Genomic DNA, 26,700 nt, shown 5'->3' with positions numbered 1-26,700 from the left:
CCGAGCGGGCACACCTCTCCGGAAGGACGCGCCGGCTCGACACCCGCACGGTCGCCTCCGAGCGCGCACCACCCACCACCCTGCGGTCGGCGAGCGGGTGCGAGCATCGCGGGGTGAACCGGTCGCAGCTGCTCTTCTGGACCGGGCTGGTCCTCGTCTCGGTCAACCTGCGCCCCGCAGCCGTCAGCGTCGGGCCGGTGCTCGAGGAGGTGCGGGACGGGCTGGGCCTCTCCGACGCCCAGGCGGCGCTCCTCACCTCGCTCCCGGTGCTCGCCTTCGCCCTGGTCGGCGCGCTGGCCTCGGCCGCGGCGGCCCGGGCCGGGCTGCACCGCGTGACGCTGCTGGCGCTCGTCGCTGTGACGGTCGGACTGCTGCTGCGGGCGCTGACCGGCGACCCGGTCGCGTTCCTGGCGTTGTCGTTCCTGGCGGTCTCGGGCGCGGCGGTGGCCAACGTGCTGCTGCCCTCGCTGGTCAAGCGGCACCAGCCGGACCGGATCGGCGAGGCCACCTCGGTCTACTCCACGGTCCTGGCCGTCGGCCTGACGGCTGCCCTGGTGCTGACCGTGCCGCTGAGCCGGCTGCTGGGCGGCTCGGTCGACGAGGGCTGGCGCTGGGGCCTGGGCATCTGGACGGTCCTGGCGGCCGCGGCGCTCCTGCCCTGGCTGCTGATGAGCCGGCACGACCGGGTCGTGCAGGAGGAGGGCCCGCGGGTGGCGTTCTGGGCGGTGGCGCGCACGCCGCTGGGCATCGCGCTGGCGGCGTACTTCGGCCTGCAGTCGCTGCAGGCCTACGCGATCTTCGGCTGGTTCGCGCAGCTGTGGCGCGACAACGGCTACTCCGCGGGGACCGCCGGGCTGCTCGTCGGGCTGCTCACCGGCGTGACGATCCCGCTGTCCTACGTGCTGCCGCGGGTGCTCGTGGCCAGCCCGCGGCCCGCGGTCGTGCTGCTCGCGGTCGTGGCGTGCTACCCCGTCGCGTACGTCGGGCTGCTGGTCGCCCCCGCCTCGCTGGCCGTGCTGTGGGCGCTCCTGACCGGCGCCGGCACCACGACCTTCCCGCTCATCCTGACCCTCATCGGGCTGCGCGCCCGCACCGCCGAGGGCACCGCCACCCTCTCGGCCTTCACCCAGTCCGCGGGCTACCTCCTGGCGGTGGTGGGCCCCTTCGTGGTCGGCCTGCTGTACGCCGCCACCGACGCGTGGACGCTGCCGCTTCTCTTCCTGCTGGTGCTCGTCGCACCGCTCGCGTGGCTCTCGGTCGTGCTCGCGCGTCCGGCCCACGTGGAGGACCAGCTGCGCGACCGCGCCCCGTCACCCCAGCACGGGTGACGGGGCGCGGCCCCTGCGGAGCAGCCTCCGGCCAGGAGGTGCTCAGCCCGTGGTCAGCGACGTGTCGTCGACGACGAAGCTGGTGCCGAGCGAGGAGTCCTCGGCGCCGAGGAACCGGACCGTGACGGTGCGACCGGTGAAGGCCGACAGGTCGAGGGTCCGCGTGGTGTAGCCGGTGCCCTCGTCGAGGTTGGAGTAGGTCGCCAGCGTGGTCGCGCTGCCGCCCGAGACCACCTGCACGCGCAGGGTGTCGTAGGCCTGGCTGGTCGTGGTCTCGGCGCTGCTGACGTAGAGCCGGAACGACAGCGTCGCGCGGCCGGCGGTGGGGACGGCGACCTGCTGGGCGACCTCGTCGGTGCGCGTGGTGCCGTAGCCGTTGAGCCAGGCCTTCCAGCTCCCGCTGGCCGCCGGGGCACCCGTGTCGTTGGTGATGACGCCCGAGGTGGAGGTCCAGGACACGGCGCCGGACTCGAAGCCGGGGTTGGCCAGCAGGTTGCCCGACGGGGCGGGCGGCTCGGTCGTCCCGCCGGTCACGAGCGAGGTGAGCAGGCGGTTGGGCGAGCCGGTGCCGGCGCTGGTCACCTTGCCGCTCGTCGTCGCACCGAGGACCGCCGAGGAGACGGTGCTCGGCGAGGCGCTCGGCGCCCCCTGGAGGTAGAGCGCCGCGACACCGGCGACGTGCGGGGTCGCCATCGAGGTGCCGGAGATCGTGTTGGTGGCGCTGGTGCCGGTGTGCCAGGCCGAGGTGATGTCCGAGCCGGGCGCGAAGAGGTCCAGGCAGCTGCCGTAGTTGGAGAACGAGGAGCGCGCGTCGGTGCGGGTGGTCGACCCGACGGTCAGCGCCGCGGCCACGCGCGAGGGCGAGCCGTTGCAGGCGTTGGTGTCCTCGTTGCCCGCGGCCACGGCGTAGGTGACGCCGTCGGCGATGGAGGTCGAGACGGCCTGGTCCAGCGCGGAGGAGACCCCGCCGCCCAGGCTCATGTTGGCGACGGCCGGGGCACCGGCGGCGTGGTGGGAGGTCACCCAGTCGACGCCGGCGATGACGCCGGACGTCGAGCCGTTGCCCGTGCAGTCCAGCACGCGCACGGGGCGCAGGGTCACGGCCTTCGCGACGCCGTACGTCGAGCCGCCGACGGTGCCCGCGACGTGCGTGCCGTGGCCGTTGCAGTCGCTGGTGCCGCGGCCGTCGCTGATGGCGGTGTAGCCCGACTGCAGGCGCGAGCCGAACTGCGTGTGCCCGGCCAGGATGCCGGTGTCGATGATGTAGGCGGTGACGCCCTGGCCGGTGCGGTCGTAGGTGTAGGAGCCGTCGAGCGGCAGGTTGCGCTGGTCGACGCGGTCCAGGCCCCAGGTGGCGCCGGTCTGGGTGGCGTCGACGGACAGGGCTTGGTCGGCCTCGATGAACGCGACCCCGGGGCGCTTCGCGAGGGCCTCGACGGCGCGCTCGGGCAGCTGCGCCGAGAAGCCGCGCAGCGCGGTGCCGTAGGTCTCCAGGACCCGGCCGCCGTGCGCGCGGGCGGTCTCGCGGGCGTCGGCGTCGGCACCGGCCGCGGCCCGCTCCTCCATGACCACGATGTAGCGGCCCGGGACGGCGGCGGCGCGGTTCTCGCCGACGACTGGGGCCCGGTCGGAGCGGGCGTCGCCGGGGACGGCCTGGGCGGGCGTGGCAGCGAGGCCGGTCAGGCCGGCGAGGGCCACGGAGCTGGCCAGGGCGGCGGCCGAGGTGGCGCCGAGTCGGCGCAGGGCGCGCCTGCGGACAGGGGTGGACGTCATGGGTGGACTCCCGAGAAGTGGTGAGGACGCCGCGAGCGCGGCTCCCGGCCGGTCGGCACGGTGCGCAGGAACGTAGTGGCGTCGCGGGCCGTCCGGGGGCCGCGCGATGGCTCACCTTCTCGCCCTGCAACAACTCGCAGAAGTGCCCGCTGGGCTGCGCCGCCGTCCCGGCCGAGCGGATGTGCTCGCCGCACGGCCCGTCCGTCCCTAGGGTGAGCACCGTGACGCAGCCGCCGACAGGTCCTGACCAGCCCCAGCAGCCCGAGCAGCCCGGCCAGGACCCGCAGGGCACGCCGCCGTTCCCGCCGTCGTACGACGCGCCCCCGCCGCCGCCCCAGCAGCCCTCGGACGACCCCTATCCCGCCCCGGGCACCCCGCCCCCGTCGTACGGCTCCACGCCCTACGGCCAGGCCCCCTCGCCGTACGGCGCACCCCAGCAGCCGGCGGGGCAGCCGTACGGCGCTCCCGGCTCGTTCCCGGGCGGCGCGTTCCCCGGCGGCGGCGAGCAGGGCGAGCCCAGCAAGGGCATGGCCATCGGCGCGCTGGTGTCCTCGGTGCTGTGCTGCCTGCCGGTCGGCCTCGTGCTGGGCATCGTCGTGCTGCGGCGCAGCAAGGACGGGCGCGACCACGGCAAGGGCCTGGCCATCGCCGCGATCGTGCTCAACACCCTGGTGATGATCGGCGCGCTGGTCCTGGTCGTCGTGGCGGTCGTCGTCGGCAGCTCGGTGCGCGCGGTCAACGACCTCGAGCCCGGTGACTGCATCAGCGCCGAGGGCCTGCGGGGCGATGCGGAGAGCTTCGAGACGATCACCGTGGGGGACTGCTCCGAACCGCACGACGCCGAGGTGCTCGCGATGGCGACGCTCACCGAGGAGGCGGCCGCCGGCGGCCCCGACGGCGACTACAGCCAGCTGTGCGACGAGGCCGTCTCCGACGACCCCGAGCGGGAGGCGGTCAGCACCAGCGGCGACGTCTCGCTGCTGGTGATCTACGACGAGCTCGAGGCGGGCGAGAAGATCGCCTGCCTCGCCCTGGCGCCCGACGGCGGCCAGCTCGACGAGCCGCTGGTCGACTGAGCACGACGGCCCGCGCCCTGCGAGGCGCGGGCCGAGCAGCAGTCGGACCGGTCAGACGACCGCGAGCGGCAGCAGCTTCTGCCCGGTCGGACCGACCTGGATCTCCGTGCCCATCTCGGGGCACACGCCGCAGTCGTAGCACGGCGTCCAGCGGCAGTCCTCGACCTCGACGTCGGCCGAGCCGTCGGCGACCGCGAGGGCGTCCTCCCAGTCACCCCAGAGCCAGTCCTTGTCCAGGCCGGAGTCGAGGTGGTCCCAGGGCAGGACCTCGTCGTAGTCGCGCTCGCGCAGGGTGAACCAGTCCAGGTCGACCCCCGTGCCCGCCAGGCCCTGCTCGGCGGCGGCCATCCAGCGGTCGTAGGAGAAGTGCTCGGACCAGCCGTCGAAGCGGCCGCCGTCGCGCCAGACCTGCTCGATGACCCGACCCACGCGCCGGTCGCCGCGGGAGAGCAGTCCCTCGACGATCCCGGGCTTGCCGTCGTGGTAGCGGAAGCCGATGGCGCGGCCGAACTTCTTGTCGGCACGCACGGTCTCGCGCAGCTTGCGCAGCCGCTCGTCGGTGGTCTCGACGTCGAGCTGGGCGGCCCACTGGAAGGGCGTGTGCGGCTTCGGCACGAACCCGCCGATGGAGACGGTGCAGCGGATGTCGTTGTGGCCGGCGACCTCGCGGCCCTTGGCGATGACCGCCTTGGCCAGCTCGGCGACCTGCAGGACGTCCTCGTCGGTCTCGGTGGGCAGACCGACCATGAAGTAGAGCTTCACCTGGCGCCAGCCGTGGGAGTACGCCGCCGCGACGGTGCGGATGAGGTCCTCCTCGGTCACCATCTTGTTGATGACCTTGCGCATCCGCTCCGAGCCGCCCTCGGGGGCGAACGTGAGGCCCGAGCGGCGGCCGTTGCGGGAGAACTCGTTGGCCAGCGTGATGTTGAAGGCGTCGACCCGGGTCGAGGGCAGCGACAGCGAGACGTTCGTGCCCTCGTAGCGGTCGGCCAGCCCGGTGGCGACGTCGCCGATCTCGGTGTGGTCGGCGCTGGACAGCGAGAGCAGGCCGACCTCCTCGAAGCCGGTCTTGCGGATGCCGTTCTCGACCATCGCGCCGATCGTCTCGATCGAGCGCTCACGCACGGGGCGGGTGACCATCCCGGCCTGGCAGAACCGGCAGCCGCGGGTGCAGCCGCGGAAGATCTCGACGCTGAACCGCTCGTGGACGGTCTCGGCCAGCGGCACCAGCGGCTTGCGCGGGTAGGGCCAGGCGTCGAGGTCCATGAGCGTGTGCTTGCGCACGCGGAACGGGATGCCAGGGCGGTTCGGCACGACCGCCTCGATCGAGCCGTCCGCGGCGTACGTGACGTCGTAGAAGCGGGGGACGTAGATGTTGCCGGTGACCGCGAGCCGGCGCAGCAGCTCCTCGCGACCGCCGGGGCGGTCCTCGGACTTCCACTCGCGCACGATGTCGGAGATCGCGAGCACGACCTCCTCGCCGTCACCGAGCACCGCGGCGTCGATGAAGTCCGCGATCGGCTCGGGGTTGAAGGCTGCGTGGCCGCCGGCGATGACGACCGGGTGGTCCTCGGTGCGCTCCACGGCGTGCAGCGGGATGCCGGCGAGGTCGAGGGCGTTGAGCATGTTGGTGTAGCCCAGCTCGGTGGAGAAGCTCAGACCGAAGAGGTCGAAGTCGCCGACCGGGCGGTGGGCGTCGACGGTGAACTGCGGGATGCCCTGCTCCTTGAGCAGCCTCTCCATGTCCGGCCACACCGCGTAGGTGCGCTCGGCGACGATCCAGTCGCGCTCGTTGAGCACCTCGTAGAGGATCTGGACGCCCTGGTTGGGCAGGCCGACCTCATAGGCGTCGGGGTACATCAGCGCCCATCGGACCGTCTGGCCGCCGGACTCCTCGGAGTCGGCGCCGCAGTCCCAGTCCTTGACCGTGGAGTTCAGCTCGCCGCCGACGTACTGGATCGGCTTGGAGACGCCGGGCAGGTGCGGCTCCAGGAGCTCGAAGACGGACTGGCCACGGCGCAGGGCGGCGGGGGCGGACATCGACTCACCTCGGTGTCTGGGGGCGGAGCTGGTGGTGCTGGCCTCGGTCGGGCAGGGCAGTCACCCAGGGTACGGCGCCGCCGGTCGCACCCCGAAACCCCAGCGCGGGCGGGCTACTCGCGCGGGGCGGTCGGGGTCGGGCCGGTCGAGGTGGCGCCGGCGGCACGCGCCGCCGACGCCGAGGTGTCGCGCAGCTGCACGGGCGGGAGCAGCAGCAGGATGAGGAAGGCCAGCACCCCCACGCCGGCCGCAGCGAGGAACACCGTGTCCATCGACTCCGCGAAGCCGACCCGGAACGGGTGGGCCAGGGCGTCGGGCAGGGTCTCCAGGACCGAGGAGTCGTCCTGGATGGTGGTGACCAGGTCGGGGTCGAGCCCGCCGACCTCCTGGGCGGCCGCCTGGAACTCCGGTGTACGGGCTGCCTCGTCGAGCGCCTCGGAGATGTTGGGCCCGACGGTGCTGAAGAGCACCGAGAGGAAGACCGCGACGCCCAGGGTGCCGCCCATCTGCCGGAAGAACGTCGAGGAGGCGGTGGCCACCCCGATCTCGGTCGGCGGCACCGCGCTCTGCACGGTGAGCAGCAGCGGCTGCATGCAGGAGCCGAGGCCGAGGCCCAGCACGAACATGGCGGCGTTGACCCACGGGAGCGGGGTGTCGGCGGAGGTGAAGGAGAGCAGGAAGAGGCCCAGCACGATCACCGCGGAGCCGACGACGGGGAACATCCGCACCTGCCCGGTGCGGGAGATGACGCGGCCCGAGCCGATCGAGGCGAGCATCATGCCGGCGACCATCGGCAGCATGAGGATGCCGGACTCGGTGGGGCTGGCTCCGTGCACGATCTGCATGTAGAGCGGCAGGATCATGATCCCGCCGAACATCGCCATGCCGATGATGACGCTGGCCGCGATCGTCACGGCCGTGACGCGCATGCGGAGGAGCCGCAGCGGGATGAGCGCCGCGTCGCCCATCGCGTGCTCGGCCAGGACGAACGCCACCAGCCCGAGTACGCCGACGGCGTAGCAGGCCAGCGCCAGGCCGGAGCCCCAGCCCCACTCGCGACCCTGCTCGGCCACGGTGAGCAGCGGGACCAGGCCGACCACGAGGGCGGCCGCGCCCCACCAGTCGATCCGCACGTCGCGGCGCTCGGAGCGGACGTTCAGCGTGCGGGCGACGACGACGAGCGCCAGCAGCCCGACGGGGACGTTGACGAGGAAGACCCAGCGCCAACCCGTGACGCCCAGGATCGAGTCCTGGCCGGCCAGCAGCCCGCCGAGCACGGGGCCCAGCACCGAGGAGGTCGCGAAGGTCGCCATGAAGTAGCCGGTGTAGCGGGCGCGCTCCCGCGGGCTGACGATGTCGCCGATGATCGCGAGCACCAGCGTCATGAGACCGCCCGCGCCGAGCCCCTGCAGCGCCCGGAAGACCGCGAGCATGTACATCGAGTCGGCGAACGAGCACAGCGCCGAGCCCACGATGAAGACCGAGATGGCGAACATGAACAGCTTCTTGCGGCCGTAGGTGTCACCGAGCTTGCCGTAGATCGGGGTCGTGATCGTGGCGGTGATGAGGTAGGCCGTCGTCACCCAGGCCTGCACCGACAGGCCGCTGAGGTCGTCGGCGATGGTCCTGATCGAGGTGCTGACGATCGTCTGGTCCAGCGAGGCCAGGAACATGCCCAGCATCAGGCCGGTGAGGATCGTCAGGACCTGGGCGTGGGTGTACTCGCCCGAGTCGGTCTGGGGAGCGCCGTCGGTCGCCGGCACGTCGGGGGTATTCGTTGCCATCAGCAACCATCATACGCAGAGGTGGGTCCGGGCCCACCCCGCTCGACCGGTTGGCCACCTCCCTAGGGTTGGGGCATGAGCGACCCCGCGCGGCGAGGCCCTTTCCAGTGGACGGTCGCGGTGCCGGTCCTTTCCCTAGGCCTGCTGCTGGCGACCTGGTCCAGCCACGAGAACCCGGTCGTCCTGGTCGCCATCGCGGTGGCGCTGGTGGGCTCGATCCTGGCGGCGGTACACCACGCGGAGGTGGTCGCGCACCGCGTCGGCGAGCCCTACGGCTCGCTTGTGTTGGCCGTCGCGGTGACGGTGATCGAGGTCGGGCTCATCGTCATGCTCATGGTCGGCGGCGGGGAGGGCTCCTCGACGTACGCCCGCGACACCGTCTTCGCCGCCCTCATGATCACGCTCAACGGGATCGTCGGCCTCTCGCTGCTCGTCGGCGCGCTGCGCCACGGACTGGTCAGCTTCAACGCCACCGGCACCGGTTCGGCACTGTCCACGGTGGTCGCCCTGGCCTCGGTGTGCCTGGTGCTGCCGGGCTTCACCACGAGCGCGCAGGGGCTGGAGTACACCGCGAGCCAGCTGGCCTTTGCCGCCGTCGCCTCGCTCGTCCTCTACGGCGCCTTCGTGTTCACCCAGACCGTGCAGCACCGCGACTTCTTCCTCCCCGTCACCTCCGACTCCCAGGGGCGGATGACCGGCGTCTTCGACCTCGCCGACTCCGACGGCGACGGTCACGCCGATCCGCCGGACGGCACCGAGACGCTGATCTCCCTGGCGCTGCTGCTGGTCTCGCTGGTCTCGGTCGTCGGCCTGGCCAAGCTGCTCTCCCCCACGATCGAGGACGCCGTCTCCGCCCTCGGCCTGCCGTACGCCGTCGTCGGTGTGGTCATCGCGCTGCTGGTGCTGGCCCCGGAGTCGATCGCTGCGGTGCTCAACGCCTCCCGCGACCGGGTCCAGATCTCCCTCAACCTCGCCTACGGCTCGGCCATGGCATCGATCGGCCTGACCATCCCCACCATCGCCGTCGCGATGATCTGGCTGGACGGTCCGCTGGTGCTGGGGCTGGAGTCGACCCAGATTGTGCTGCTCGTGACCTCGGTCGCCGTCGCCACCCTCACCGTCGTGCAGGGCCGGGCCAAGGCGCTTCAGGGCGTGGTGCACCTGACGCTGCTGGCGACGTTCCTCTTCTTCTCGCTCAGCCCCTGACGAGGCGTGACCGGCCGGGTGCACCCGGACGGTCAGGCGTCGAGGCCCTCGGCACGACGGGTACGTTGCGCCGGTGACCCTCGGACTCGCCCGCGACCCCCACTCCCACGCCCGTCCCGAGGAGGTCGTCGTGCGCCGGATGGCGCTCGACCTCGACGTCTCCTTCGAGGAGCGTCGGCTCTCCGGCAGCGTGACCCTGGACGTCGAGCGCGTCGACCCGGACGCCACGCAGCTGGTGCTGGACACCTGGCACCTCGACCTCGGTGCGGTCACCGACGGTGCGGGTCGCCCGCTCACGCACGAGCTCGGCGAGCACGACCCGGTCCTCGGCGCTCCCCTCACAGTCACGCTGGGCGAGGTTGACCGGGTGGTCGTCCACTACGCCACCACCGCGGAGGCCCAGGCCCTGCAGTGGCTGGACCCCGCGCAGACCAGCTCCGGCAAGGAGTTCCTCTTCACCCAGTCCCAACCGATCCTGGCGCGCAGCTGGATCCCCTGCCAGGACAGCCCCGGCATCCGCGCGCCGTACGACGCCGTCGTCCGGGTGCCCGCCGACCTCGGGCTCATGGCCGTGATGAGCGCGGAGAACCCGACCGCGCCGGCGGCCGACGGGACGTACCGCTTCACCATGCCCGAGCCGGTGCCGAGCTACCTCGTGGCGCTGGCCGTCGGCGACCTGGAGTTCCGCGAGCTCGGCCCGCGCACCGGCGTCTACGCCGAGCCGCAGCTGGTCGAGGCGGCGGCCTGGGAGTTCGCCGACACCGAGCGCATGGTCGAGGCCGCCGAGGGGCTCTACGGGCCCTACCGCTGGGGCCGCTACGACCTGCTCGTGCTCCCGCCGAGCTTCCCGTACGGCGGCATGGAGAACCCCCGCCTGACCTTCGCCACCCCCACCGTCATCACCGGTGACCGCTCGCTCGTCTCACTGGTGGCCCACGAGCTCGCGCACTCCTGGTCGGGCAACCTGGTCACCAACGCGACCTGGAACGACCTGTGGCTCAACGAGGGCTTCACGACGTACTTCGAGACGCGCATCGACGAGGCCGTCTTCGGCGCGGACTACACCTCCATGCTGCTGCGGCTGGGTCGCCAGGAGCTCGACAAGACCCTCGCCGGCGCCGAGCCGCACCAGACCGTGCTGCACGCCGAGCTCGAGGACCCCGACGGCTACCTGCCCAAGCTGCCCTACGAGAAAGGCTCGCTCTTCCTGCGGATGCTGGAGGCCCGGGTCGGCCGCGAGCGTTTCGACGCCTTCCTGCGCGACTACTTCGACCGCCACGCCTTCGGCTCCATGGACACCCCGACCTTCCTCGCCCACCTCGGGGCCGAGCTGTTGGCGCCCGCCGGCCTCGGGCCCGAGGACGTCGGCGTCGAGGAGTGGGTCCACGGCCCAGGGGTCCCCTCCGACGCCCCGGTCTTCACCTCCGGTGCCTTCGACCTCGTCGACGCCCAGGTCACGGCCCTCGCCGCCGGCACCCCGGCAGCCGACCTCGACACCGATGGCTGGAACAGCCACCAGTGGGTCCACTTCGTCCGGTCGCTCCCGACCGACCACGCGGTGCTCGACGACGTCGACGCTGCCCACTCCCTCTCCACCAGCGGCAACATCGAGGTCGCGACCGCCTGGTTCGAGCTGGCCGTCGCCTCCGGCTGGGTCTTCGAGCGGCCCGCGGCCGACGCCGCCCTGGCCGACCTGCTGACCCGGCACGGCCGGGCGCTCTACCTGCGCAAGGTGTACGCCGCCCTCGCCACGACCGAGCAGGGCCGGAGTCGCGCGCGGGAGGTCTACGCGGTCGCCCGCCCGACGTACCACCCGGTCAGCCAGGGCGTGGTGGACCGGATCCTGGGCTGAGGGCGACTACCCGACGGTGCGGTCGGTGGCGCGCAGCCGGATGTTCTGCAGCAGCCCGATCGCGAGCAGCCCGGCGAACATCGAGGAACCGCCGTACGACACGAACGGCAGGGGGACGCCGGTCACCGGCATGATGCCCAGGCACATGCCGATGTTCTGGAAGCCCTGGAAGCCGAACCAGCAGGCGATGCCGGCGGCCGCGACCCGGCCGAAGACGTCGTCGGTGGACATCGCGATGGCCAGCGCGCGCCACACCACGACGCCGAGCAGGGCGATGAGCAGGCCCGCCCCGAGCAGGCCGAGCTCCTCGCCGGCCACGGTGAAGACGAAGTCGGTGTGCTGCTCGGGGACGAAGCCCGAGCGGGTCTGGGAGCCCTCGAAGAGGCCCTGGCCGAAGAGGCCGCCGTTGCCGACCGCGATCCGGGCCTGCTCGACGTTGTAGCCGGCGCCGCGCGGATCGAGGTCGGGGTTGGTGAAGGCGAGGAACCGGTCGACCTGGTAGGGCTTCAGCACCCCGCCGGCGACGGCCGCGACGGCCGCGGTCACTCCCCCGCCGGCCAGCAGCGCCAGCCACCGGCGCGGAGCCCCGGAGACGGCCAGGACGCCGGTCACGGTGGCGGTCAGCACCAGCATCGTGCCGAGGTCGGGCTGCAGCAGTATCAGGACGGCGGGCACGGCGGCGATCGCCAGCATGAGGACGACCTCGACCAGGCCCACCCGCGGGCGCCAGCGGCCGGTGGCGCGGTGCGCGAGCACGAGCGCCATCCCGATCACCACGGCCAGCTTGGCCAGCTCGGCGGGCTGGATCGACATGCCCCCGACCACGATCCACGACCGCGAGCCGTTGATCGTGGAGCCGGCGACCAGCACGAGCACCAGCCCCGCCACGGAGGCCAGGTAGGCCAGCGGCGCGGCGATCCGCACCCACCGGTGGTCGGAGACCAGCACGACGGCCATGAGCACCAGGCCGATGGTGATGTTGGTGACCTGCTTGTAGAGGTACGCGCGGGGGTCGCCGCCGGTGAGGTCGTCACGGGTGGTCGTGGCGGACCACACCAGCAGGGTGCCCAGCACCAGCAGGCCCGCCACGGCGACCATCAGCCACCAGTCGATGCCACCCCACCGCAGGAGCGGCCGGGTGCCCAGCGAGGAGCGGGGACGTACGCCGGCGCCTGCCCTCGCGGGCGAGCGGGTCAGGGTGGTCATCGCTCGTCCCGCTTCCCGGGGGTGCGCGCCGGCGGCAGGATCGAGCCGTCGGCCAGGAACTCGGGCAGCTGGGTCGGCGGGACGGTGCCGGGGATCGCCGCCCGCGCCGGCACCACGCGCTCGCCCTCGATGCCGTACAGCGCCTCCCAGATGGCGCGGATCGCGGGGCCGGACGTGCCGGAGCCGGTGCCGCCCTGGCTGACCATCATCACCACGACGTAGTCGTCGGAGTAGGACGCGACCCACGAGGTCGACTGCTTGCCGTAGACCTCCGCGGAGCCGGTCTTGGAGCGGATCTCGACCTCGTCCAGCGGGAAGCCGCCCATCCGCCAGGCCATCGTGCCCTGGCGGGTCACGCCCTTGAGCGCGTCGTCGATGTAGCCGAGCGTGCTCTGCGGGACGTCGACGGTGCCGACCTTCTTGGGCGGGATCCGCTGCACGACCGAACCGTCGGGGCCGACGATCGCCTTGCCGACGCGGGGGGCGTAGAGCGTGCCGCCGTTGGCCAGGGCGCCGTAGGCCCGCGCCAGCTGCAGCGGGGTGACGATCGTGTCGCCCTGGCCGATGGCGAAGTTGGCGGCGTCACCGGCGCGGTAGGCGTAGCCCTCGAGGCAGAACTCGTAGGCGAACTTGTAGACGAAGTCGGAGGTCTTCGAGTCCTGCGGCTTCTCGGAGATGCCGCAGTAGAAGTCCTTCATGGACTGGTAGTACTCGCGCTTCCACCGGCGGTCCGCGATCCGCCCGGCGGCCTCGCCGGGCAGGTCGATGCCGGTGCGCTTGCCGAACCCGAAGTCCTTGGCCTCCTCGACCAGCGGGTCGAAGGCGTCGACGTCGGCCTCGTCGGAGCCGAAGCGCTGCCAGTAGGCGTAGCCGACGCGGTAGAAGAAGGTGTTGCAGGAGACCTCGAGCGCCTTGTCGAAGCCGATGAAGCCGTAGGCGCCGGACTCGTAGTTGCGGAAGGGCCGGTTGCCGACGGTGAACGAGCTGGAGCAGTCCAGCCGGGTGTCGGTGGAGTAGCCGTTGGTCAGGGCGCCGGCGGTCATGAACGGCTTCCACGTCGAGCCGGGCGCGAACTGGCCCTGCGTGGCGCGGCCCAGCAGCGGCGTGCCGGCGGCCTCGGAGTAGAGCCGGGCCAGCTCGTCGTCGGAGATCCCGCCCACCCAGACCTCGGGGTCGTACGTCGGTTGGCTGGCCATCGCCACGACCCGGCCCGTGTCGGCCTCGAGCACCACGACCGCACCGGAGTCGGCGACGTAGTTGCGCCCGGTCACGGTGTCGCGGGTCTGCCTGGCCGTCCGGATGGTCTCGGCGAGCTGCTGCTCCACCACCGCCTGCACCTTGGCGTCGATGGAGGTGACCAGGGTGTCGCCCGGGCGCGCCTGCACCTGGGAGTCCTCGCCCAGCACGCGGCCCATCGAGTCGACCGCGACCGACTGGGTCCCCGGGACCCCGCGCAGCCACGCGTCGTACTCCTTCTCGACGCCGGCGCGGCCGACCACCGAGGCGCCGTTGACGGAGTCCTCGCCATCGGCCTCGGCCTGCTCGAGCTCCTCGGCGGTGACCGGGCTGAGGTAGCCCAGGACGTGGGCCAGGTTGATGCCGTAGGGGCGGGGGTAGGCGCGCACGCTCTGCTGCTCGGCGAGGACGCCGGGGTAGTCCTCGGGCTGCTCGAGGATGCGCAGCGCGACCTCGCGCTCGACGTCGGTGGCCACGGGCACCGGCTGGTAGGGCGAGCCGTTCCAGCAGGTGCCGGTCACGCTGCCCTCGTCGCCGCAGGTGACCAGGCGGCGCTCCAGCGCCTTGACGGGTACGCCGGTGACGGACGCGACCCGGTCGAGCAGCTCCTTGCGGTCGCGACCCGGCAGCTTGCCGAGCAGCGTGCGGTCCACCGACACCACCCAGGCCAGGCGGTTGGTGACCAACGGACGACCCATGTCGTCGACGATCAGCCCGCGCTGCGGCTGCTCGACGATGTCGCGCACGGACTGGGAGGCGGCCTGGGCGGTGTACTGCTCGCCCGAGACGACCTGCAGGTAGTAGAGCCGCACGAGCAGCGTCGCGAAGAGGCTGAAGACCAGCGCCTGGATGACGACGATGCGCAGCCGGGAGCGGCGGGTCCCGACGGCCTCCTCGGACGGGCGGCTCATGCCAGCCGTGCCGGCTCGAGGCGCCGGAACATCGCCATCAGCGGGGGCAGCACGAACGGGGTCAGGACGACGTCCCAGACCACGGCCAGCCCGACGACCAGGAGCAGCTCGCCCACGCCGACGCTGAGCTCGCCCAGGAGCAGGCCGGTCATCGCGAAGAGGGAGGTGGCCACGAAGGAGCTCGCGGCGACGGTCGACACGACGGTCGTCGCGGTCGGGCTCGCCTCGCTGCGCACCCGCCCGGCGACGTACCCCACGACGACGAGGGCGAGCGCCCACCGCCCGGCGGTGTGGTCGGCCGGCGGAGCCAGGTCGAGCAGGGCCCCGGCGGCGAAGCCGAGGACCATCGCGAACTGCGGTCCGCGGGTCAGCGCCGCGGCGACCACCACGAGCAGGACAAGGTTGGGCACGACGCCCTGCCAGGCCAGGTGCGGCGCGAGGGAGACCTGCAGGAGCAGCGCGAGGACGACGGCGGCGGCCGCGGCGGCGGCCCGGGCGGCGCTCACTGCTCCGCCCCGTCCGGCTCGCCGCTCAGCTCACCGTCGGGGCCGACGAGCGCGCGGTCGGAGGTGGTGCCGGTGGGCACGACGACGCCGACGACGTCGAGGGAGCCGAAGTCGACGTACGGGTCGACGACGACGCGCTGGGAGGTCTCGCGCAGCGAGGAGTAGACCCGGGTGACACGTCCGATCGGCACGCCGGAGACGTAGGGCGCTCCCCCGTCGCTGCCCCAGGTGACGACCGAGTCGGCGCGGGCGGGTACGGCGGTGCGGTCGACGAGCTCGAGGTCGAGGCGGCCCTCGTCGCCGACCACGCCACGACCGGTCAGGAAGCCCATGTCGAGGGTGTCGCCGACCCGGGCGCCCACGGTGGAGGACGGGTCGATGATGAGCAGGACCGTGGCGGTGGTGCGGCCGGCGGAGACGACGCGGCCGACCAGGCCGGCGCCGCTGACCACGGTCATGTCGGGGCGCACCCCGGCGTCGGTGCCCGCGTCGATGGTGACGGTGCTGGAGAAGGACTGGGCCGGGCCCCAGCCGACGACGCGGCTCGGCACGAGCGAGTAGCCGAGGTCCTCGGCGGTCGCGGTCAGCTCGTCGTACGCCGCCAGCCGGTTGCGCTGGAAGGCGGCGCTGCCGAGCTCGGCGCGCAGTGCGGTGTTCTCCTCCTCCAGCGCGGCGACCTCCTCGCGCAGCGAGGAGTGGGTGCGGAAGAAGTCGGGGACGGCCAGGACCGGGCTGACCAGCGCCGTCGCGCCCGCCTCGGCGGGGCCGACGACGTCGGCGACCACGCCGCGCACGGGGTCGAGGGCCGCACCGCCCGCGGTGAGGTCGAGGGTCATCAGCGTCGCGCTGGCCAGGCCGAGGGCGACCAGCAGCGAGCGGCTGGGGCGCTGGCGGTCCAGGTCGGGGCCGGGGCTCCACCGACGCTCGCGCCGCTCGCGGCGGGCGGCCAGGGAGCGGCGGCTGCGGCCGGTCGGGGAGGCGCCCGGGCCGGTGCCGGTGCCGCGGGAGCCGGAGGTGCGCTCGAGCAGGGCCATCAGTACCGCCGTCGCTCGTTGACCAGGACCTGCTGGAGCGCCTCGAACTCCTCCACGCACTTGCCGGCACCCAGGGCGACCGAGGTCAGCGGGTCCTCGGCGACGTGGACGGGCATGCCGGTCTCGTGGCGCAGCCGCTCGTCGAGGCCGCGCAGCAGCGCTCCCCCGCCGGTGAGCACGATGCCGCGGTCCATGATGTCGCCGGCCAGCTCGGGCGGGGTCTGGTCGAGGGTCGTGCGGACCGCGTCGACGATGGCGTGCAGCGGCTCCTCCAGCGCCTGGCGCACCTCGGCGCTGGAGACCAGCACGGTGCGCGGCAGCCCGGAGACCAGGTCGCGGCCCCGGATCTCGGCCTCCGGCTCGTCGGGCAGGGGGAAGGCCGAGCCGAGGGTCATCTTGACCTCCTCGGCGGTGCGCTCGCCCAGGAGCAGGGAGTACTCCTTCTTCATCCACGCCACGATCGCGTTGTCGAGGTCGTCGCCGGCGGTGCGGATCGAGAGGCTGGTGACGATGCCGCCGAGGCTGATGACCGCGACCTCGGTGGTGCCGCCGCCCACGTCGACCACCATGTTGCCGGTGGCCTGGTGCACGGGGAGCCCGGCGCCGATCGCGGCGGCCATCGGCTCCTCGACGATGTAGACCCGGCGGGCCCCGGCCTGGTAGCCGGCCTCCTTGACCGCGCGCTGCTCGACGGCGGTGATGCCGGAGGGCACGCAGATGACCATGCGGGGCTTGGCGAAGGCGCGGCGACGGTGCACCTGCTGGATGAACCAGCGCAGCATCTGCTCGGTCGCCTCGAAGTCGGCGATCACGCCGTCCTTGAGCGGGCGGATCGCGGTGATGGAGTCCGGCGTGCGGCCGATCATCCGCTTCGCCTCGTGCCCGACCGCCAGCACCTCGCCGGTGCCGGAGTGCAGCGCCACGACGCTCGGCTCGTCGAGCAGCACGCCCTTGCCGCGGGCGTAGACGAGCGTGTTGGCGGTGCCGAGGTCCACGGCCATGTCCCGGCCGAAGAAGCTGTTCGCCATCGGTGCTCGTCGCCGCCTCGTGCGCAGATCTCAGCCGGGGAAGGCGGGTCAGGACGCGCGCACGCTCCCGTCCGACCCGGTCACGAGGGTAGGCAGCGGCGTACGCCGAAACCCGGCGCCACGCCGGGGCTCGTGTGACTGGTGGGACTGGTTGCCGCGTCCCGGGTTTGTCGGCGCGCCGACGAACCCGGAAGTCGTGGCCGGAAATCTGGTCGTCCCACTTCCGGGTCCGTCGGCTACCCGACGAACCCGGCGCCGCCGGGGGCGTCTAGGCCGACGGGAACCAGATGGAGATCTCGCGCTCGGCCGACTCCGGGGAGTCCGAACCGTGCACGAGGTTCTGCTGGACCGCCAGGCCCCAGTCGCGACCGAGGTCGCCGCGGATGGTGCCGGGAGCGGCGACGGTCGGGTCGGTGGCACCGGCCAGCGAGCGGAAGCCCTCGATGCAGCGCTCGCCCTCGATCACGATGGCGGCGACGGGGCCGGAGAGCATGAACTCCACCAGCGGCTCGTAGAACGGCTTGCCCTCGTGCTCGGCGTAGTGCGCGGCCAGCAGCTCACGGGTGGCGGTACGCAGCTCGAGCCGGACCAGCGTGTAGCCCTTGGCCTCGATGCGGCGCAGGATCTCGCCGGTCAGCCCCCGTCGTACGCCGTCGGGCTTGACCAGGACCAGGGAACGCTCGCTCATGGGGCCAACCTACCGATCACCCCTGGCCGTGACCCAAGGCGGCGGCGCGGGCCGCGACGTCGGGAGGCACCTCGGCCGGGGACCACGCGTCGGGCTCGGGTGCGCCGGCGACGGTGCGCAGCGGCACCACCCCGGCCCAGCCACCGGCCTCGACGTCCTCCGGCTCGTCGACGGGACCTCCGGAGCGCCGCTTGACCGAGGCCTCGGCGAGCGGCAGCGCCAGCACGACGGTCGCGGCCAGCTCCTTGCGGGTCGGCGGGCGCAGCGTGGCGGCGCGGCCGGGGACCATGTGGTCGACCACGAGGTCCAGCGCCCGCGCCCGCTCGTCGGCGTCCTCGACGACCCGGCAGCGGCCGATGACCACGGCGGAGCGGTAGTTCATCGAGTGGTGGAAGCCCGAGCGAGCGGCGACCAGCCCGTCGAGGAGCGTCGCGGTGAGGCAGACGGTGCGGTCGCGCACCGAGGAGATCCACCCGGCGGCGACGGAGGCGTGGAGGTAGAGCGAGCCGCCCTCGTCCGGACCGTCGTGGTCCACAGCGATCGCCACCGGGAGGACGACCGGGTGCGCGTCCTCGCCCTCTCCGACCGTGATGCCGAGGTGGGCCACGAGCACCTCGGAGAGGAGCGCGTCGAGCTCGGCCCGGTCCGTCGCGGCGCGGTGGCGGCTGCGGGTCAGCGTGGTGCGGGGCGTCGGCGAGAGCGGGCCCGGCGAGGTCGTCTGGGTCGGCATGCCACTATCGTCGAGCCCCAGTGGCCTGCGCTCCAGGGCCAATCGAGACGATCTTGGACGGGCCACTCGATGACCTCCACCCTCCCCCTCCGCCTGGACCGGGCGTCCCGGGTGCCCCTGGGGGTCCAGCTGAGCGTCGCGGTCCGGGGCATGGTCACCGAGGGCCGGCTGGCCCCGGGCGACCGGCTCCCCTCGAGCCGGGCACTGGCGGCCGACCTCGGGGTCGCGCGGTCGGTCGCCGAGCAGGCCTACGCCCAGCTGGTCGCCGAGGGGTGGCTGGAGGGTCGCCACGGCTCCGGCACCTACGTCGCCGCCGGCCGCGCACCGCGGGCCTCCCCTCCGCCCCGGCCCCGGCCGGGACCGGAAGGACGCCGCCTGGTGCGGCTCGACGCCGGGACGCCGTGGATCGACCCGCGGCACGCCGCGGCCTGGCGACGCGCCTGGCGCGAGGTCGGCCAGGCCACCGCCCCTCGTGGCTACGACGACCCCCGCGGCCTTCCCGCGCTGCGCGAGGCACTCGCCGAGCGCCTGAACCGCACGCGGGGCCTCCAGGTCGAGCCGGCCGACCTGCGCGTCACGGCCGGCACCACCGACGGCCTGCGCCACCTGCTGACCGCCCTCCGCCCCGGACCGGTGCTGGTGGAGGACCCCGGGTACCGCGCCGCGGTGGAGACCGTGCGCGCGACGGGTCGCGCCGTGCTCGACCACCCGGCGACCGCCCCCGTCGGCAGGCACGATCTGGACGGGGTGGCGGCGGCGTACGTCACCCCGGCGCACCAGCACCCCCTCGGCCCGCCCATGCCCGGCGGTGAGCGGATCGCCCTCCTGGCGGCCGCCCGGGAGACGGGCGCGGTCGTCGTCGAGGACGACTACGACTCCGAGTTCCGCTACGACGTGGCACCGATCCCCGCCCTGGCCAGCCTGGACCGGGAGCACACCGCCTACCTCGGCACCGCGTCGAAGTCCGTGGCGCCGAGCCTGCGCCTGGGGTGGCTGGTCCCGCCACCGGCGCTCGCCGACGAGGTCGACCGGCACCGCGCGATCACCCACGACGCCGCCGCCTGGCCGGTGCAGCGCGCGTTCCTGGCCATGCTGCGCGACGGCTACGTCGACCGCGTGGTCCGCTCCGCGCGCAAGGTGTACGCCGAGCGGTCGGCGCGCGTGACCGAGGCGCTCGGCCCGCACCTGGGTGGGCCGGTGGCCGGCATGTACGCGACGGTGCTGCTCCCCGGCGACCGGGCGGTGGCCGCGCGGCGCGCCGCCGCGGCCGCAGGGTTCGACGTGCCGCTGCTGTCGGACTACTGCCGCACCTCGCCGCTCACCGGGCTGGTGGTCGGCTTCGGCGGGTGCAGCGACGCCGAGCTGGACACCGCCCTCGCCGCGCTCCAGCGGGGACTGCGGGGCGACTGACGGGGCTAACCGAGGGGGCGACCGCCGAGCGCGGGGCCCGGCCGGACCCGGCTCAGCCGGCCTCGGGGTCGGGCTGCTCAGCCTCCTGTGCGGCGTACGCCTCGGCCCGCTCCCGCTCGATCTTGCGGCCCAGCAGGTCCGCCGTGCCCCAGAGCAGCCCGAAGACCGCGCCGAGGAAGAACATCGAGGGCACGAGGAAGCCGAGCCCGACGGCGACGACCTGCAGCGCCCAGCCCAGCCCGTAGGCGCCCTCGCTGCGCAGCGCGCCGGCGAGCAGCAGGGCGAAGATCGCGGGGCCGAGCCCGACCGCCAGGCCGACCGGGGTCGAGACGTCGGTGAGCGTGAGGATGACCGGGGTGGTGAGCCCGAGCGTGATCGCCTCGAGCGAGAGGACCGCGGCACACATGCCGCGGCGCGGGGAACGTCTCACGGGAGGTCCTTCCTGCGGCCGGCGGTGAGGAGGGTGCGGGCCTCGCCCGCGGTGACCACGGAGCCGGTCACGAGGACCGCACCGGCGCCGATGCTCGCCGAGACCGACTCCCCCGCCTCGGCGAGGGTGGCGGCTGCCTCGATGGCGTCGAGCAGGCGGGGCACGACGGTGACCCGCTCCTCCCCGAACACCTCGACCGCGGCGGCCCCGAGCTCGGCGGCCGACATCGACCGGTCGCTGGAGTTCTGGGTGGCCACGACGTGGGCCAGCACCGGCTCCAGGGCGACGAGCAGCCCCTCGACATCCTTGTCGGCCATGACGCCGAGCACGCCGATGAGTGGGTCGAAGGTGAAGGAGTCCTCGAGCGCCTCGGCGCTGGCTCGGGCGCCGTGCGGGTTGTGCGCGGCGTCGAGCACGACCGTGGGGCTGCGGCGAACGATCTCGAGCCGGGCCGGCGAGGTCACCTCGACGAAGGCGGCAGCGACCAGTTCGGCGTCCAGCGGCTCGGCACCGCCGACGAGCGCCTCGACGCTGGCCAGCGCGACGGCGGCGTTCTGGGCCTGGTGGGCGCCGTACAACGGGAGGAACAGGTCGTCGTAGCGCCCGCGCAGTCCCTCGATGCTCACGATCTGACCACCGACCGCGGGGGTGCGGGAGACGACGCCGAAGTCGACGCCCTCGCGCACGAGGTTCGCGCCGACCTCGGCCACGCGGGCTGCGAGGACGGCCTCGACCTCGGGCTCCTGCGCCGCGGAGACCGCGACCGAGCCGGCCTTGATGATCCCGGCCTTCTCCTGGGCGATGGCCTCCGGCGTGGCGCCGAGGTACTTGGCGTGGTCGACGGAGACCGGCAGCACGACCGCGACGTCGGCCTCGACGACGTTGGTGGCGTCCCAGCCGCCACCCATGCCGACCTCGACGACGGCCACGTCGACCGGGGCGTCGGCGAACGCGGCGTACGCCATGCCGACGACGGTCTCGAAGAAGGACAGCGGGTGCGGCTGGTCCTCGTCGACGAGGTGGGTGTAGGGCGCGACGTCGTTGAAGGCGCGGACGAACGCCTCGTCGTCGAGCGGCTCGCCGTCGACGCTGATCCGCTCGTTGATGGTCTCCAGGTGCGGGCTGGTGAAGCGGCCCGTGCGCAGGTCCAGCGCCCGCAGCAGGGCGTCGACCATCCGCGAGGTGGAGGTCTTGCCGTTGGTGCCGGTCAGGTGGACCACGCGGTAGGCACGCTGGGGCTCCCCCAGCAGCTCGGTGAAGGCGCGGATCCGGTCGAGCGACGGCTCCAGGCGGGTCTCGGGCCAGCGGGAGAGCAGCGCGTCCTCGACCTCGGCGATCGTCTCGGCGAGGCGGGGGGCGGCGGCGGGGGTCTCGGTCATGGCACGGTCGAGTCTAGGGAGCGGCCGCGCATGGGCAGATTCGCTGGAACACGTTCTAGTTCGGCCCTAGGGTGCGTCCATGCAGACGACGGTCGCGGTGGTGAACGGTCCCGGGCAGGACTTCGAGCTCGTGGACGTGGAGCTCGACGAGCCACGCGAGGGCGAGGTGCTGGTGCGGATCGTCGCGACCGGCCTGTGCCACACCGACATCACGATGCGCTCGTTCCTGCCGGCCGAGATGTTCCCCAACGTCTTCGGCCACGAGGGCACCGGCGTGGTCGAGCAGGTCGGGCCCGGCGTCACCTCCGTCTCCCCCGGCGACCACGTCGTGCTCTCCTTCCGCTCCTGCCAGGCCTGCGCGGCCTGCCACGCAGGCAACCCGGCCTACTGCGAGCAGACGTTGCTGCTCAACTACATGGGCATGCGCATCGACGGCTCGACGACCATGAGCCGGGACGGGTCGCCGGTCTTCGGGTCGTTCTTCGGCCAGTCCAGCTTCGGCCGGCACGCGCTCGTCGGCGCCGAGTGCTGCGTGGTCGTCGACCCGGCGCTCGACCTCACCCGGCTCGCACCTTTCGGCTGCGGCTACCAGACCGGCGTCGGCACCGTCCTCAACGTCCTCCAGCCCGGCGAGGCCGACTCCCTGGTGGTGTACGGCGCCGGCGCGGTCGGCCTGGCCGCGGTGGCCGCGGCCGCTGCGACCGGCGTAGGCACGGTCGTCGCGGTCGACCTCCAGGCCGCTCGCCTGGCCGAGGCGGAGCGGCTGGGGGCCACGCCCCTGGACGCCACCGGCCTGGATCCGGAGTCCGTCGTGCAGGCGGTCCGGGACCTGACCGGCGGCGGGGCGTCGTACGCGATCGACACGACGGCGGTGCCGGCGGTGGTCAAGCAGGGCATGCAGGCCCTCGGCAGCCGCGGGACCCTCGTGGCGCTGGGGCTGGGGGCGGAGGAGTACCCGATCGACGCCACCGACCTGCTGCAGGGCGGCAAGCGGCTGATGAGCAGTCTCGAGGGCGACTCCGACCCGCAGGTGATGGTGCCGCGGATGATCGGGATGCGCGCCGAGGGCGCGCTCGACCTGGACCCGCTGGTGACGACCTACGACTTCGCCGACATCAACACCGCGGTCGCGGACGTGCTGGCAGCGTCGGTCGTCAAGCCGGTCCTGGTGTGGTGACGCCGGTCGGCTGCGGCGCGACCTCCATCCGCACCATCTCCGCCACCGGGCGGTAGCCGATCCGTTCGTAGACGCCGTTGCTCACGGGGTTGTCGACATCGGTGAAGAGGCAGGCGCGGGCGCCGTCGGACAGGATCCGCTCGGTCACCTGCGCGACCAGCGCGGCGGCGTACCCGTGGCCCCGGTGCTCGACCGGGGTGTAGACCGGGCCGACCCGGGCGACCCCGAGGGCAGGGGGGTTCCAGCCGGTGAGGTGCACGACTTCTCCCTTGTCCTCCCACAGCCACATGAGCCCCCGCTCGATCTTGCCGCGGGCGTACTCACGGTCGAGGTGCTCGCCCTCCCCCTCGCGCGGTGGGCGGCCGGCCTGCCGGTCGGCGGCGGGCATGAAGTCCAGGCACCACGCGGTGACCAGGTCGAGGTCGTCCAGCGTGGCGGCGCGGGCACCTCCCCGGACGCCGGTCGGTGGCAGGACGGACGTGGCCTCCCAGAGGCGGTCGTGCTCGAGGACCCGGGTGCTGCCGCCGCGGTCGTCCGCGAGCACGCCGAGCACCGTCTCCACCGACGCGCGTACGCCGTTGGCGTGGGCGACGTCCGGCTCGTGCTCGAGCAGCCACGACCCGAACGCCTCGGCCGCCGCGGTCGGCATCGGCAGCAGGTAGAGCGGGTAGGGCCGGAACGGCGCCGTACGCATAGCAACCCCCACGACCTCTGCGGTCGCCTTGTCGATCAGGGCCGCCCACCAGCGCGGGTGGTCGACCGGGGACGGGTCGGCCACCGCTCGGGCCAGCGTCGTCGACACCACCGTGCTGAGCACCGGCTCGCCGGCCAGGTAATCCTCTGCGAGCGTGAGGAAGGCGGCGGGATCGGTGGTGCGCTCGACGCGGTAGGCCATGGCCGGACGCTACGGGCCGGCGGTGCCGAACACATCTGATTTGCGGGCTGCGCGGAGGCTGTCGCCCACTGTCGGGTGCCGGTCAGCCGGACCGCAGTCCGACCCACCTGCTGGGACGCCGGCGCAGACTCGGGCCGTCCTGTGACGACGCGAGCAACGTGAGGGCGGTCGTCCCGACCAGCAGCACGTCCCCGGGACGGACCCGCGCGCTCCCCCTCACGCGACGGCCGTTGACGAACGTCCCGTTGGTCGCGTTGCGGTCCACGACGACCCACCCGCCGCGCAGCAGGACCAGGGTGGCGTGGGACGAGGAGACCGTCGGGTCACCGAGGCACACGTCGGACCAGGAGCTGCGGCCGATGTCCAGGACGGGCTGTGCGGCGCTGGGGAGCTGGACCGAGAGCAGCCCCGCCGGCTGGACGGAGGCTCGCCGTGCCCGCGGGGCCCGCAGGGCCCGCGGGCTTCGCCGGATCGCCCGGGCGCCGACGAGAGGCCGCGACGCGGACTGGACGTCGACGAGGTCCGCCACGACGCCGTCGAGGGACGACTCGTCACGGGAGGCGAAGGTCCGGTCCATCCTCGTGATGAAGGTATCGGTCGAGATCCGTCCATCCGCGAGCGCGTCACCGAGCAGCCGCACGGCGGCGTCACGCTCGGCATCGGACACTCGACGCGTCACCTGGACGGGCACGACCTCCATCTCCGGAGGCTACGACTCGCCTTCATCCGCCCGCCACCCCCGCGCACGGCTCACGGCGTCGAGGCGAGCGCACTGCGCGGCAGATGAGCGCGCGATGATCAGTCCGGGAGACCCCAGAACGAGCCGGAGAGGCCGACTCCGAGCAGGTACTCGGCGGCGGCGCTCGGCTCGCGTCGCACGTAGCCCCTGTCGAGTCGCCCGGCGTACCAGCCGGAGGCGAGTCGCCACAGCGTTGGCAAGTCCATCACGTAGCCACGCTGGTTCCCCGTCCGCGCCAGCCAGCCGGTCACGCACTGCTCGGAGCAGAAGATCCGCTGGTTCCCGCAGGTGTGGACCACGTCGTCCCACATGCGACTTGTCGGGACCAAGAAGTGCGCGACCTGGTCGCCGGGTGGCGGTTCCCGGTTGTCCACGCGCCAGGCGTGGGGCCTGTCGCAGGCGGGACAGGTCGTTGCCACCAGTGCTGGGCTCTGCTCCGGAAGTAGGTGAGGGAGCGCGAAGGAGTCCCATGCACATCCGCCCCACCACAGGGCGTCGTCACCCATCACTGAGAACCCGAGCGGCACGGCGGTGAAGGGGTGCGCCATCGCGACCTCACCGTCCGCGTCGAGCGCGAGATGTCGCTGTTCGGCCAGGGCCTGCAACTCGGCGGCGACCTCATCTCGGCTCACCGAAAGGTCCGCGGCAAGGTCTGCCACAGACGGAACCTCGCCGCGTCTGAAGCGGGCATAGACAGTGATGCGTACGTCTTCGGAGTCCACGCGTTCAGGCTAAGGACCGACCGCTCCTCGGCAGAAGCGGATGTCCTCGAGGCGGGTAGCGCTCACGTCCGTCGGGTGAACTCGACTTGGTTGTCGGGGGTGGTGTGGTGGTCGTAGGCGGGGTCGTGGATCCGGCGGTGGTGGGCCGGGCACAGGAGGCGGCCGTTGGTCAGGTCGGTGGGTCCACCCCGTGCCCAGGGGTCGTCGTGGTGGGCGTGGCAGAACCAGGCAGCGGTGCGGCACCCCACCGCGGTGCACCCCTGGTCCCGCACGACGAGTGCGATCCGTTGGGCGCGGGTGAAGCGGCGTCGGCGGCGGCCCTGGTCCAGCACCTGCCGTCTGCCGCCCAGGACGACGGGGATGATCCCGGCCTCGCACGCCAGCCTGCGGGCGGTGTGGGCGGCGATCCGGTCACCGGTGTCCAACGTGGCCGCAGCCAGTCCACCGGTGAGGGTCTCCAGGGTCATGGTCACCACCACGGTGGCGCCGGTGCCGGCGGTCTCGGGCAGACCGCTGCCGTCCAGGCGCTCCAGCAGGTCGCAGAACGCCTGGCCGAGCTCGTGGCTGGTCGCCCGCCGTTGCGGCTCGGGCTGTGGCTGGTGCGAGGACGGCTCCGTCGAGTCGTCGAGGGCGCCGGTGGCGCCGGGGTCTGATGGCTCGTCGCTGGCGCTCCTCGCACCTCGACCAGCATCCACGACCAGGCTCATCAAGAACTTGCGCAGCATCCCGGCATGCAGCTCGGGGATGGTGAATCGGCCGTGGACCTTCCCGGTGCCGTCGGGGGTCAGCGAGAGGGTGGTGGCCTTCTCTGCCGCGGCTTCGGCGTCAGCGAGCTGCTTGGCCTCGTGCGCCTCCCCGACCTCGGGGGCGACCACGTGCAGGATCCGCTCACCCAGCACCCGCAGGTGCTGCGCGTCGTGACGGGCAGCGAGGTCGACCAGGGTCTGCTCGGCCTCGACCCGCACCCACGTCGCGACGTCGGCGGGCAGGGCGTCCAGGGCGCGGGCGATGACCTCGCCCTGCTCCAGGTTCACCCCACCCGCGGCCATCCCCGCCCGCAATACCTCGTACCGCCTCAGGGCCTCGGCGAAGAACGCCGCGCGGCGTGATGCGCGGACCGTGGTGCGGGTGGCGTGGGCGAACCACGTCGCGGTGGTGGTCGCGCCGCAGGTCTGCTCCACCGCCACCTCGGTGCCGTGGGCCAGGACCCGGTGCTTCAGCTCCGCCACCCGCGCCTCCAGCCGCGCCAACGCGACCAGCGAGACACCCGTGGCGTCCTGGTCCATGCCCAGCAACGAGACCTCGCCCAGCCCGGTCAGCACCTCGTCGAGGGCCGCGATCCCGCGGTCCACCTGGTGCTGCCCGAGCCCTGCCATGACCAGACTCTTCCACCCACCACCGACACTGATGATGTTCAGGCCCCGAGGGTCGTGACTCCGGCACCGACTGTCGGCCTGCTGGCCTGACTATCAATTGGACCGTCCGACCCTCGGGGTCCCGCTCGCCGGCCGGGCGGACATGACCTCATAAGAGCCTGGCGAAGCCTCATC

The 26,700-nt window shown here is 73.2% G+C and carries 22 protein-coding genes; 6 read left to right on the top strand and 16 right to left on the bottom strand.

Annotated features, from left to right (window positions below):
- Positions 1-113 precede the first annotated feature (113 nt).
- Positions 114-1,328 (top strand): MFS transporter, encoded by a 1,215-nt coding sequence (locus ACYVID_RS02415; RefSeq protein ID WP_460734075.1) that lies wholly within the window; start codon positions 114-116, stop codon positions 1,326-1,328.
- Positions 1,329-1,370: 42 nt separating this feature from the next.
- Here the strand turns inward: ACYVID_RS02415 and ACYVID_RS02410 are convergent, their stop codons facing one another.
- Positions 1,371-3,101, bottom strand: a complete 1,731-nt coding sequence (locus tag ACYVID_RS02410; protein WP_460734073.1) for a S8 family peptidase — start codon at positions 3,099-3,101, stop codon at positions 1,371-1,373.
- A gap of 221 nt (positions 3,102-3,322) precedes the next feature.
- On the opposite strand from ACYVID_RS02410, the gene ACYVID_RS02405 reads away from it, so the two are divergent.
- Positions 3,323-4,177, top strand: a complete 855-nt coding sequence (locus ACYVID_RS02405) for a DUF4190 domain-containing protein (protein WP_460734071.1) — start codon at positions 3,323-3,325, stop codon at positions 4,175-4,177.
- A 51-nt stretch (positions 4,178-4,228) separates the two neighbouring features.
- On the opposite strand, the gene ACYVID_RS02400 is transcribed toward ACYVID_RS02405, so the two are convergent.
- On the bottom strand, positions 4,229-6,217 hold the full coding sequence (locus ACYVID_RS02400) for a TIGR03960 family B12-binding radical SAM protein (RefSeq protein ID WP_460734069.1): 1,989 nt from the start codon (positions 6,215-6,217) through the stop codon (positions 4,229-4,231).
- Positions 6,218-6,330: 113 nt separating this feature from the next.
- On the bottom strand, positions 6,331-8,001 hold the full coding sequence (locus ACYVID_RS02395; RefSeq protein ID WP_460734067.1) for an MDR family MFS transporter: 1,671 nt from the start codon (positions 7,999-8,001) through the stop codon (positions 6,331-6,333).
- 75 nt (positions 8,002-8,076) lie between these two features.
- Here ACYVID_RS02395 and ACYVID_RS02390 point away from each other — a divergent pair, with 75 nt between their 5' ends.
- Positions 8,077-9,207, top strand: coding sequence for a calcium:cation antiporter (locus ACYVID_RS02390; protein WP_460734065.1), 1,131 nt, complete (start codon positions 8,077-8,079; stop codon positions 9,205-9,207).
- Positions 9,208-9,280: 73 nt separating this feature from the next.
- Positions 9,281-11,059, top strand: a complete 1,779-nt coding sequence (locus tag ACYVID_RS02385) for a M1 family metallopeptidase (protein WP_460734063.1) — start codon at positions 9,281-9,283, stop codon at positions 11,057-11,059.
- 6 nt (positions 11,060-11,065) lie between these two features.
- Here ACYVID_RS02385 and rodA read toward each other — a convergent pair whose 3' ends face one another.
- From rodA to ACYVID_RS02350, 7 genes are all read right to left on the bottom strand, one after another.
- On the bottom strand, positions 11,066-12,265 hold the full coding sequence (rodA, locus tag ACYVID_RS02380) for a rod shape-determining protein RodA (RefSeq protein ID WP_460734061.1): 1,200 nt from the start codon (positions 12,263-12,265) through the stop codon (positions 11,066-11,068).
- Positions 12,262-14,412 (bottom strand): penicillin-binding protein 2, encoded by a 2,151-nt coding sequence (gene mrdA / locus ACYVID_RS02375; RefSeq protein ID WP_460734059.1) that lies wholly within the window; start codon positions 14,410-14,412, stop codon positions 12,262-12,264. The genes rodA and mrdA overlap by 4 nt, the downstream gene beginning before the upstream one ends.
- Positions 14,409-14,918: a rod shape-determining protein MreD gene (gene mreD / locus ACYVID_RS02370; protein WP_460734057.1), complete on the bottom strand. Its 510-nt coding sequence runs from the start codon at positions 14,916-14,918 to the stop codon at positions 14,409-14,411. Before mreD ends, mrdA begins: the two co-directional genes overlap by 4 nt.
- Positions 14,915-15,952: a rod shape-determining protein MreC gene (mreC, locus tag ACYVID_RS02365; protein WP_460734055.1), complete on the bottom strand. Its 1,038-nt coding sequence runs from the start codon at positions 15,950-15,952 to the stop codon at positions 14,915-14,917. The genes mreD and mreC overlap by 4 nt, the downstream gene beginning before the upstream one ends.
- Complete coding sequence (locus tag ACYVID_RS02360; protein WP_300644837.1) at positions 15,952-16,980, bottom strand: rod shape-determining protein; 1,029 nt, start codon at positions 16,978-16,980, stop codon at positions 15,952-15,954. Before ACYVID_RS02360 ends, mreC begins: the two co-directional genes overlap by 1 nt.
- A gap of 268 nt (positions 16,981-17,248) precedes the next feature.
- Positions 17,249-17,668, bottom strand: a complete 420-nt coding sequence (ndk, locus tag ACYVID_RS02355; protein ID WP_460734052.1) for a nucleoside-diphosphate kinase — start codon at positions 17,666-17,668, stop codon at positions 17,249-17,251.
- A gap of 16 nt (positions 17,669-17,684) precedes the next feature.
- Positions 17,685-18,398 (bottom strand): pyridoxamine 5'-phosphate oxidase family protein, encoded by a 714-nt coding sequence (locus tag ACYVID_RS02350; RefSeq protein ID WP_460734050.1) that lies wholly within the window; start codon positions 18,396-18,398, stop codon positions 17,685-17,687.
- Positions 18,399-18,467: 69 nt separating this feature from the next.
- On the opposite strand from ACYVID_RS02350, the gene ACYVID_RS02345 reads away from it, so the two are divergent.
- The gene (locus ACYVID_RS02345) at positions 18,468-19,808 is read left to right on the top strand and encodes an aminotransferase-like domain-containing protein (RefSeq protein ID WP_460734048.1); all 1,341 of its coding nucleotides are present in this window, start codon (positions 18,468-18,470) and stop codon (positions 19,806-19,808) included.
- Between the two features lie 52 nt (positions 19,809-19,860).
- Here ACYVID_RS02345 and ACYVID_RS02340 read toward each other — a convergent pair whose 3' ends face one another.
- Positions 19,861-20,238, bottom strand: a complete 378-nt coding sequence (locus tag ACYVID_RS02340; protein ID WP_460734046.1) for a DUF4233 domain-containing protein — start codon at positions 20,236-20,238, stop codon at positions 19,861-19,863.
- Positions 20,235-21,617 carry a bifunctional folylpolyglutamate synthase/dihydrofolate synthase gene (locus ACYVID_RS02335; protein WP_460734044.1) on the bottom strand — a complete coding sequence of 461 codons (1,383 nt, stop codon included), beginning with the start codon at positions 21,615-21,617 and terminating at the stop codon, positions 20,235-20,237. The genes ACYVID_RS02340 and ACYVID_RS02335 overlap by 4 nt, the downstream gene beginning before the upstream one ends.
- Positions 21,618-21,696: 79 nt before the next feature.
- Between ACYVID_RS02335 and ACYVID_RS02330 the strand changes: the two genes are divergently transcribed.
- Positions 21,697-22,794: an NAD(P)-dependent alcohol dehydrogenase gene (locus ACYVID_RS02330; RefSeq protein WP_460734042.1), complete on the top strand. Its 1,098-nt coding sequence runs from the start codon at positions 21,697-21,699 to the stop codon at positions 22,792-22,794.
- Here the strand turns inward: ACYVID_RS02330 and ACYVID_RS02325 are convergent.
- The 4 genes from ACYVID_RS02325 to ACYVID_RS02310 form a co-directional block, all read right to left on the bottom strand.
- Entirely contained in the window at positions 22,772-23,689 is a 918-nt protein-coding gene (locus ACYVID_RS02325; RefSeq protein WP_460734040.1) for a GNAT family N-acetyltransferase, read from the bottom strand. The genes ACYVID_RS02330 and ACYVID_RS02325 overlap by 23 nt on opposite strands.
- An 82-nt stretch (positions 23,690-23,771) precedes the next feature.
- Complete coding sequence (locus ACYVID_RS02320) at positions 23,772-24,389, bottom strand: FHA domain-containing protein (RefSeq protein WP_460734038.1); 618 nt, start codon at positions 24,387-24,389, stop codon at positions 23,772-23,774.
- Between the two features lie 98 nt (positions 24,390-24,487).
- On the bottom strand, positions 24,488-25,150 hold the full coding sequence (gene merB / locus ACYVID_RS02315; RefSeq protein WP_460734036.1) for an organomercurial lyase: 663 nt from the start codon (positions 25,148-25,150) through the stop codon (positions 24,488-24,490).
- 62 nt (positions 25,151-25,212) lie between these two features.
- A complete protein-coding gene (locus ACYVID_RS02310) occupies positions 25,213-26,526 on the bottom strand; it encodes an HNH endonuclease signature motif containing protein (RefSeq protein WP_460734034.1) in 1,314 nt (437 codons plus the stop codon).
- Positions 26,527-26,700 lie beyond the last annotated feature (174 nt).

The organism is Nocardioides ginkgobilobae, from assembly GCF_054781275.1.
Note: the sequence above shows the minus strand (reverse complement) of the source record. Positions and strands in the feature narration are given on the sequence as shown.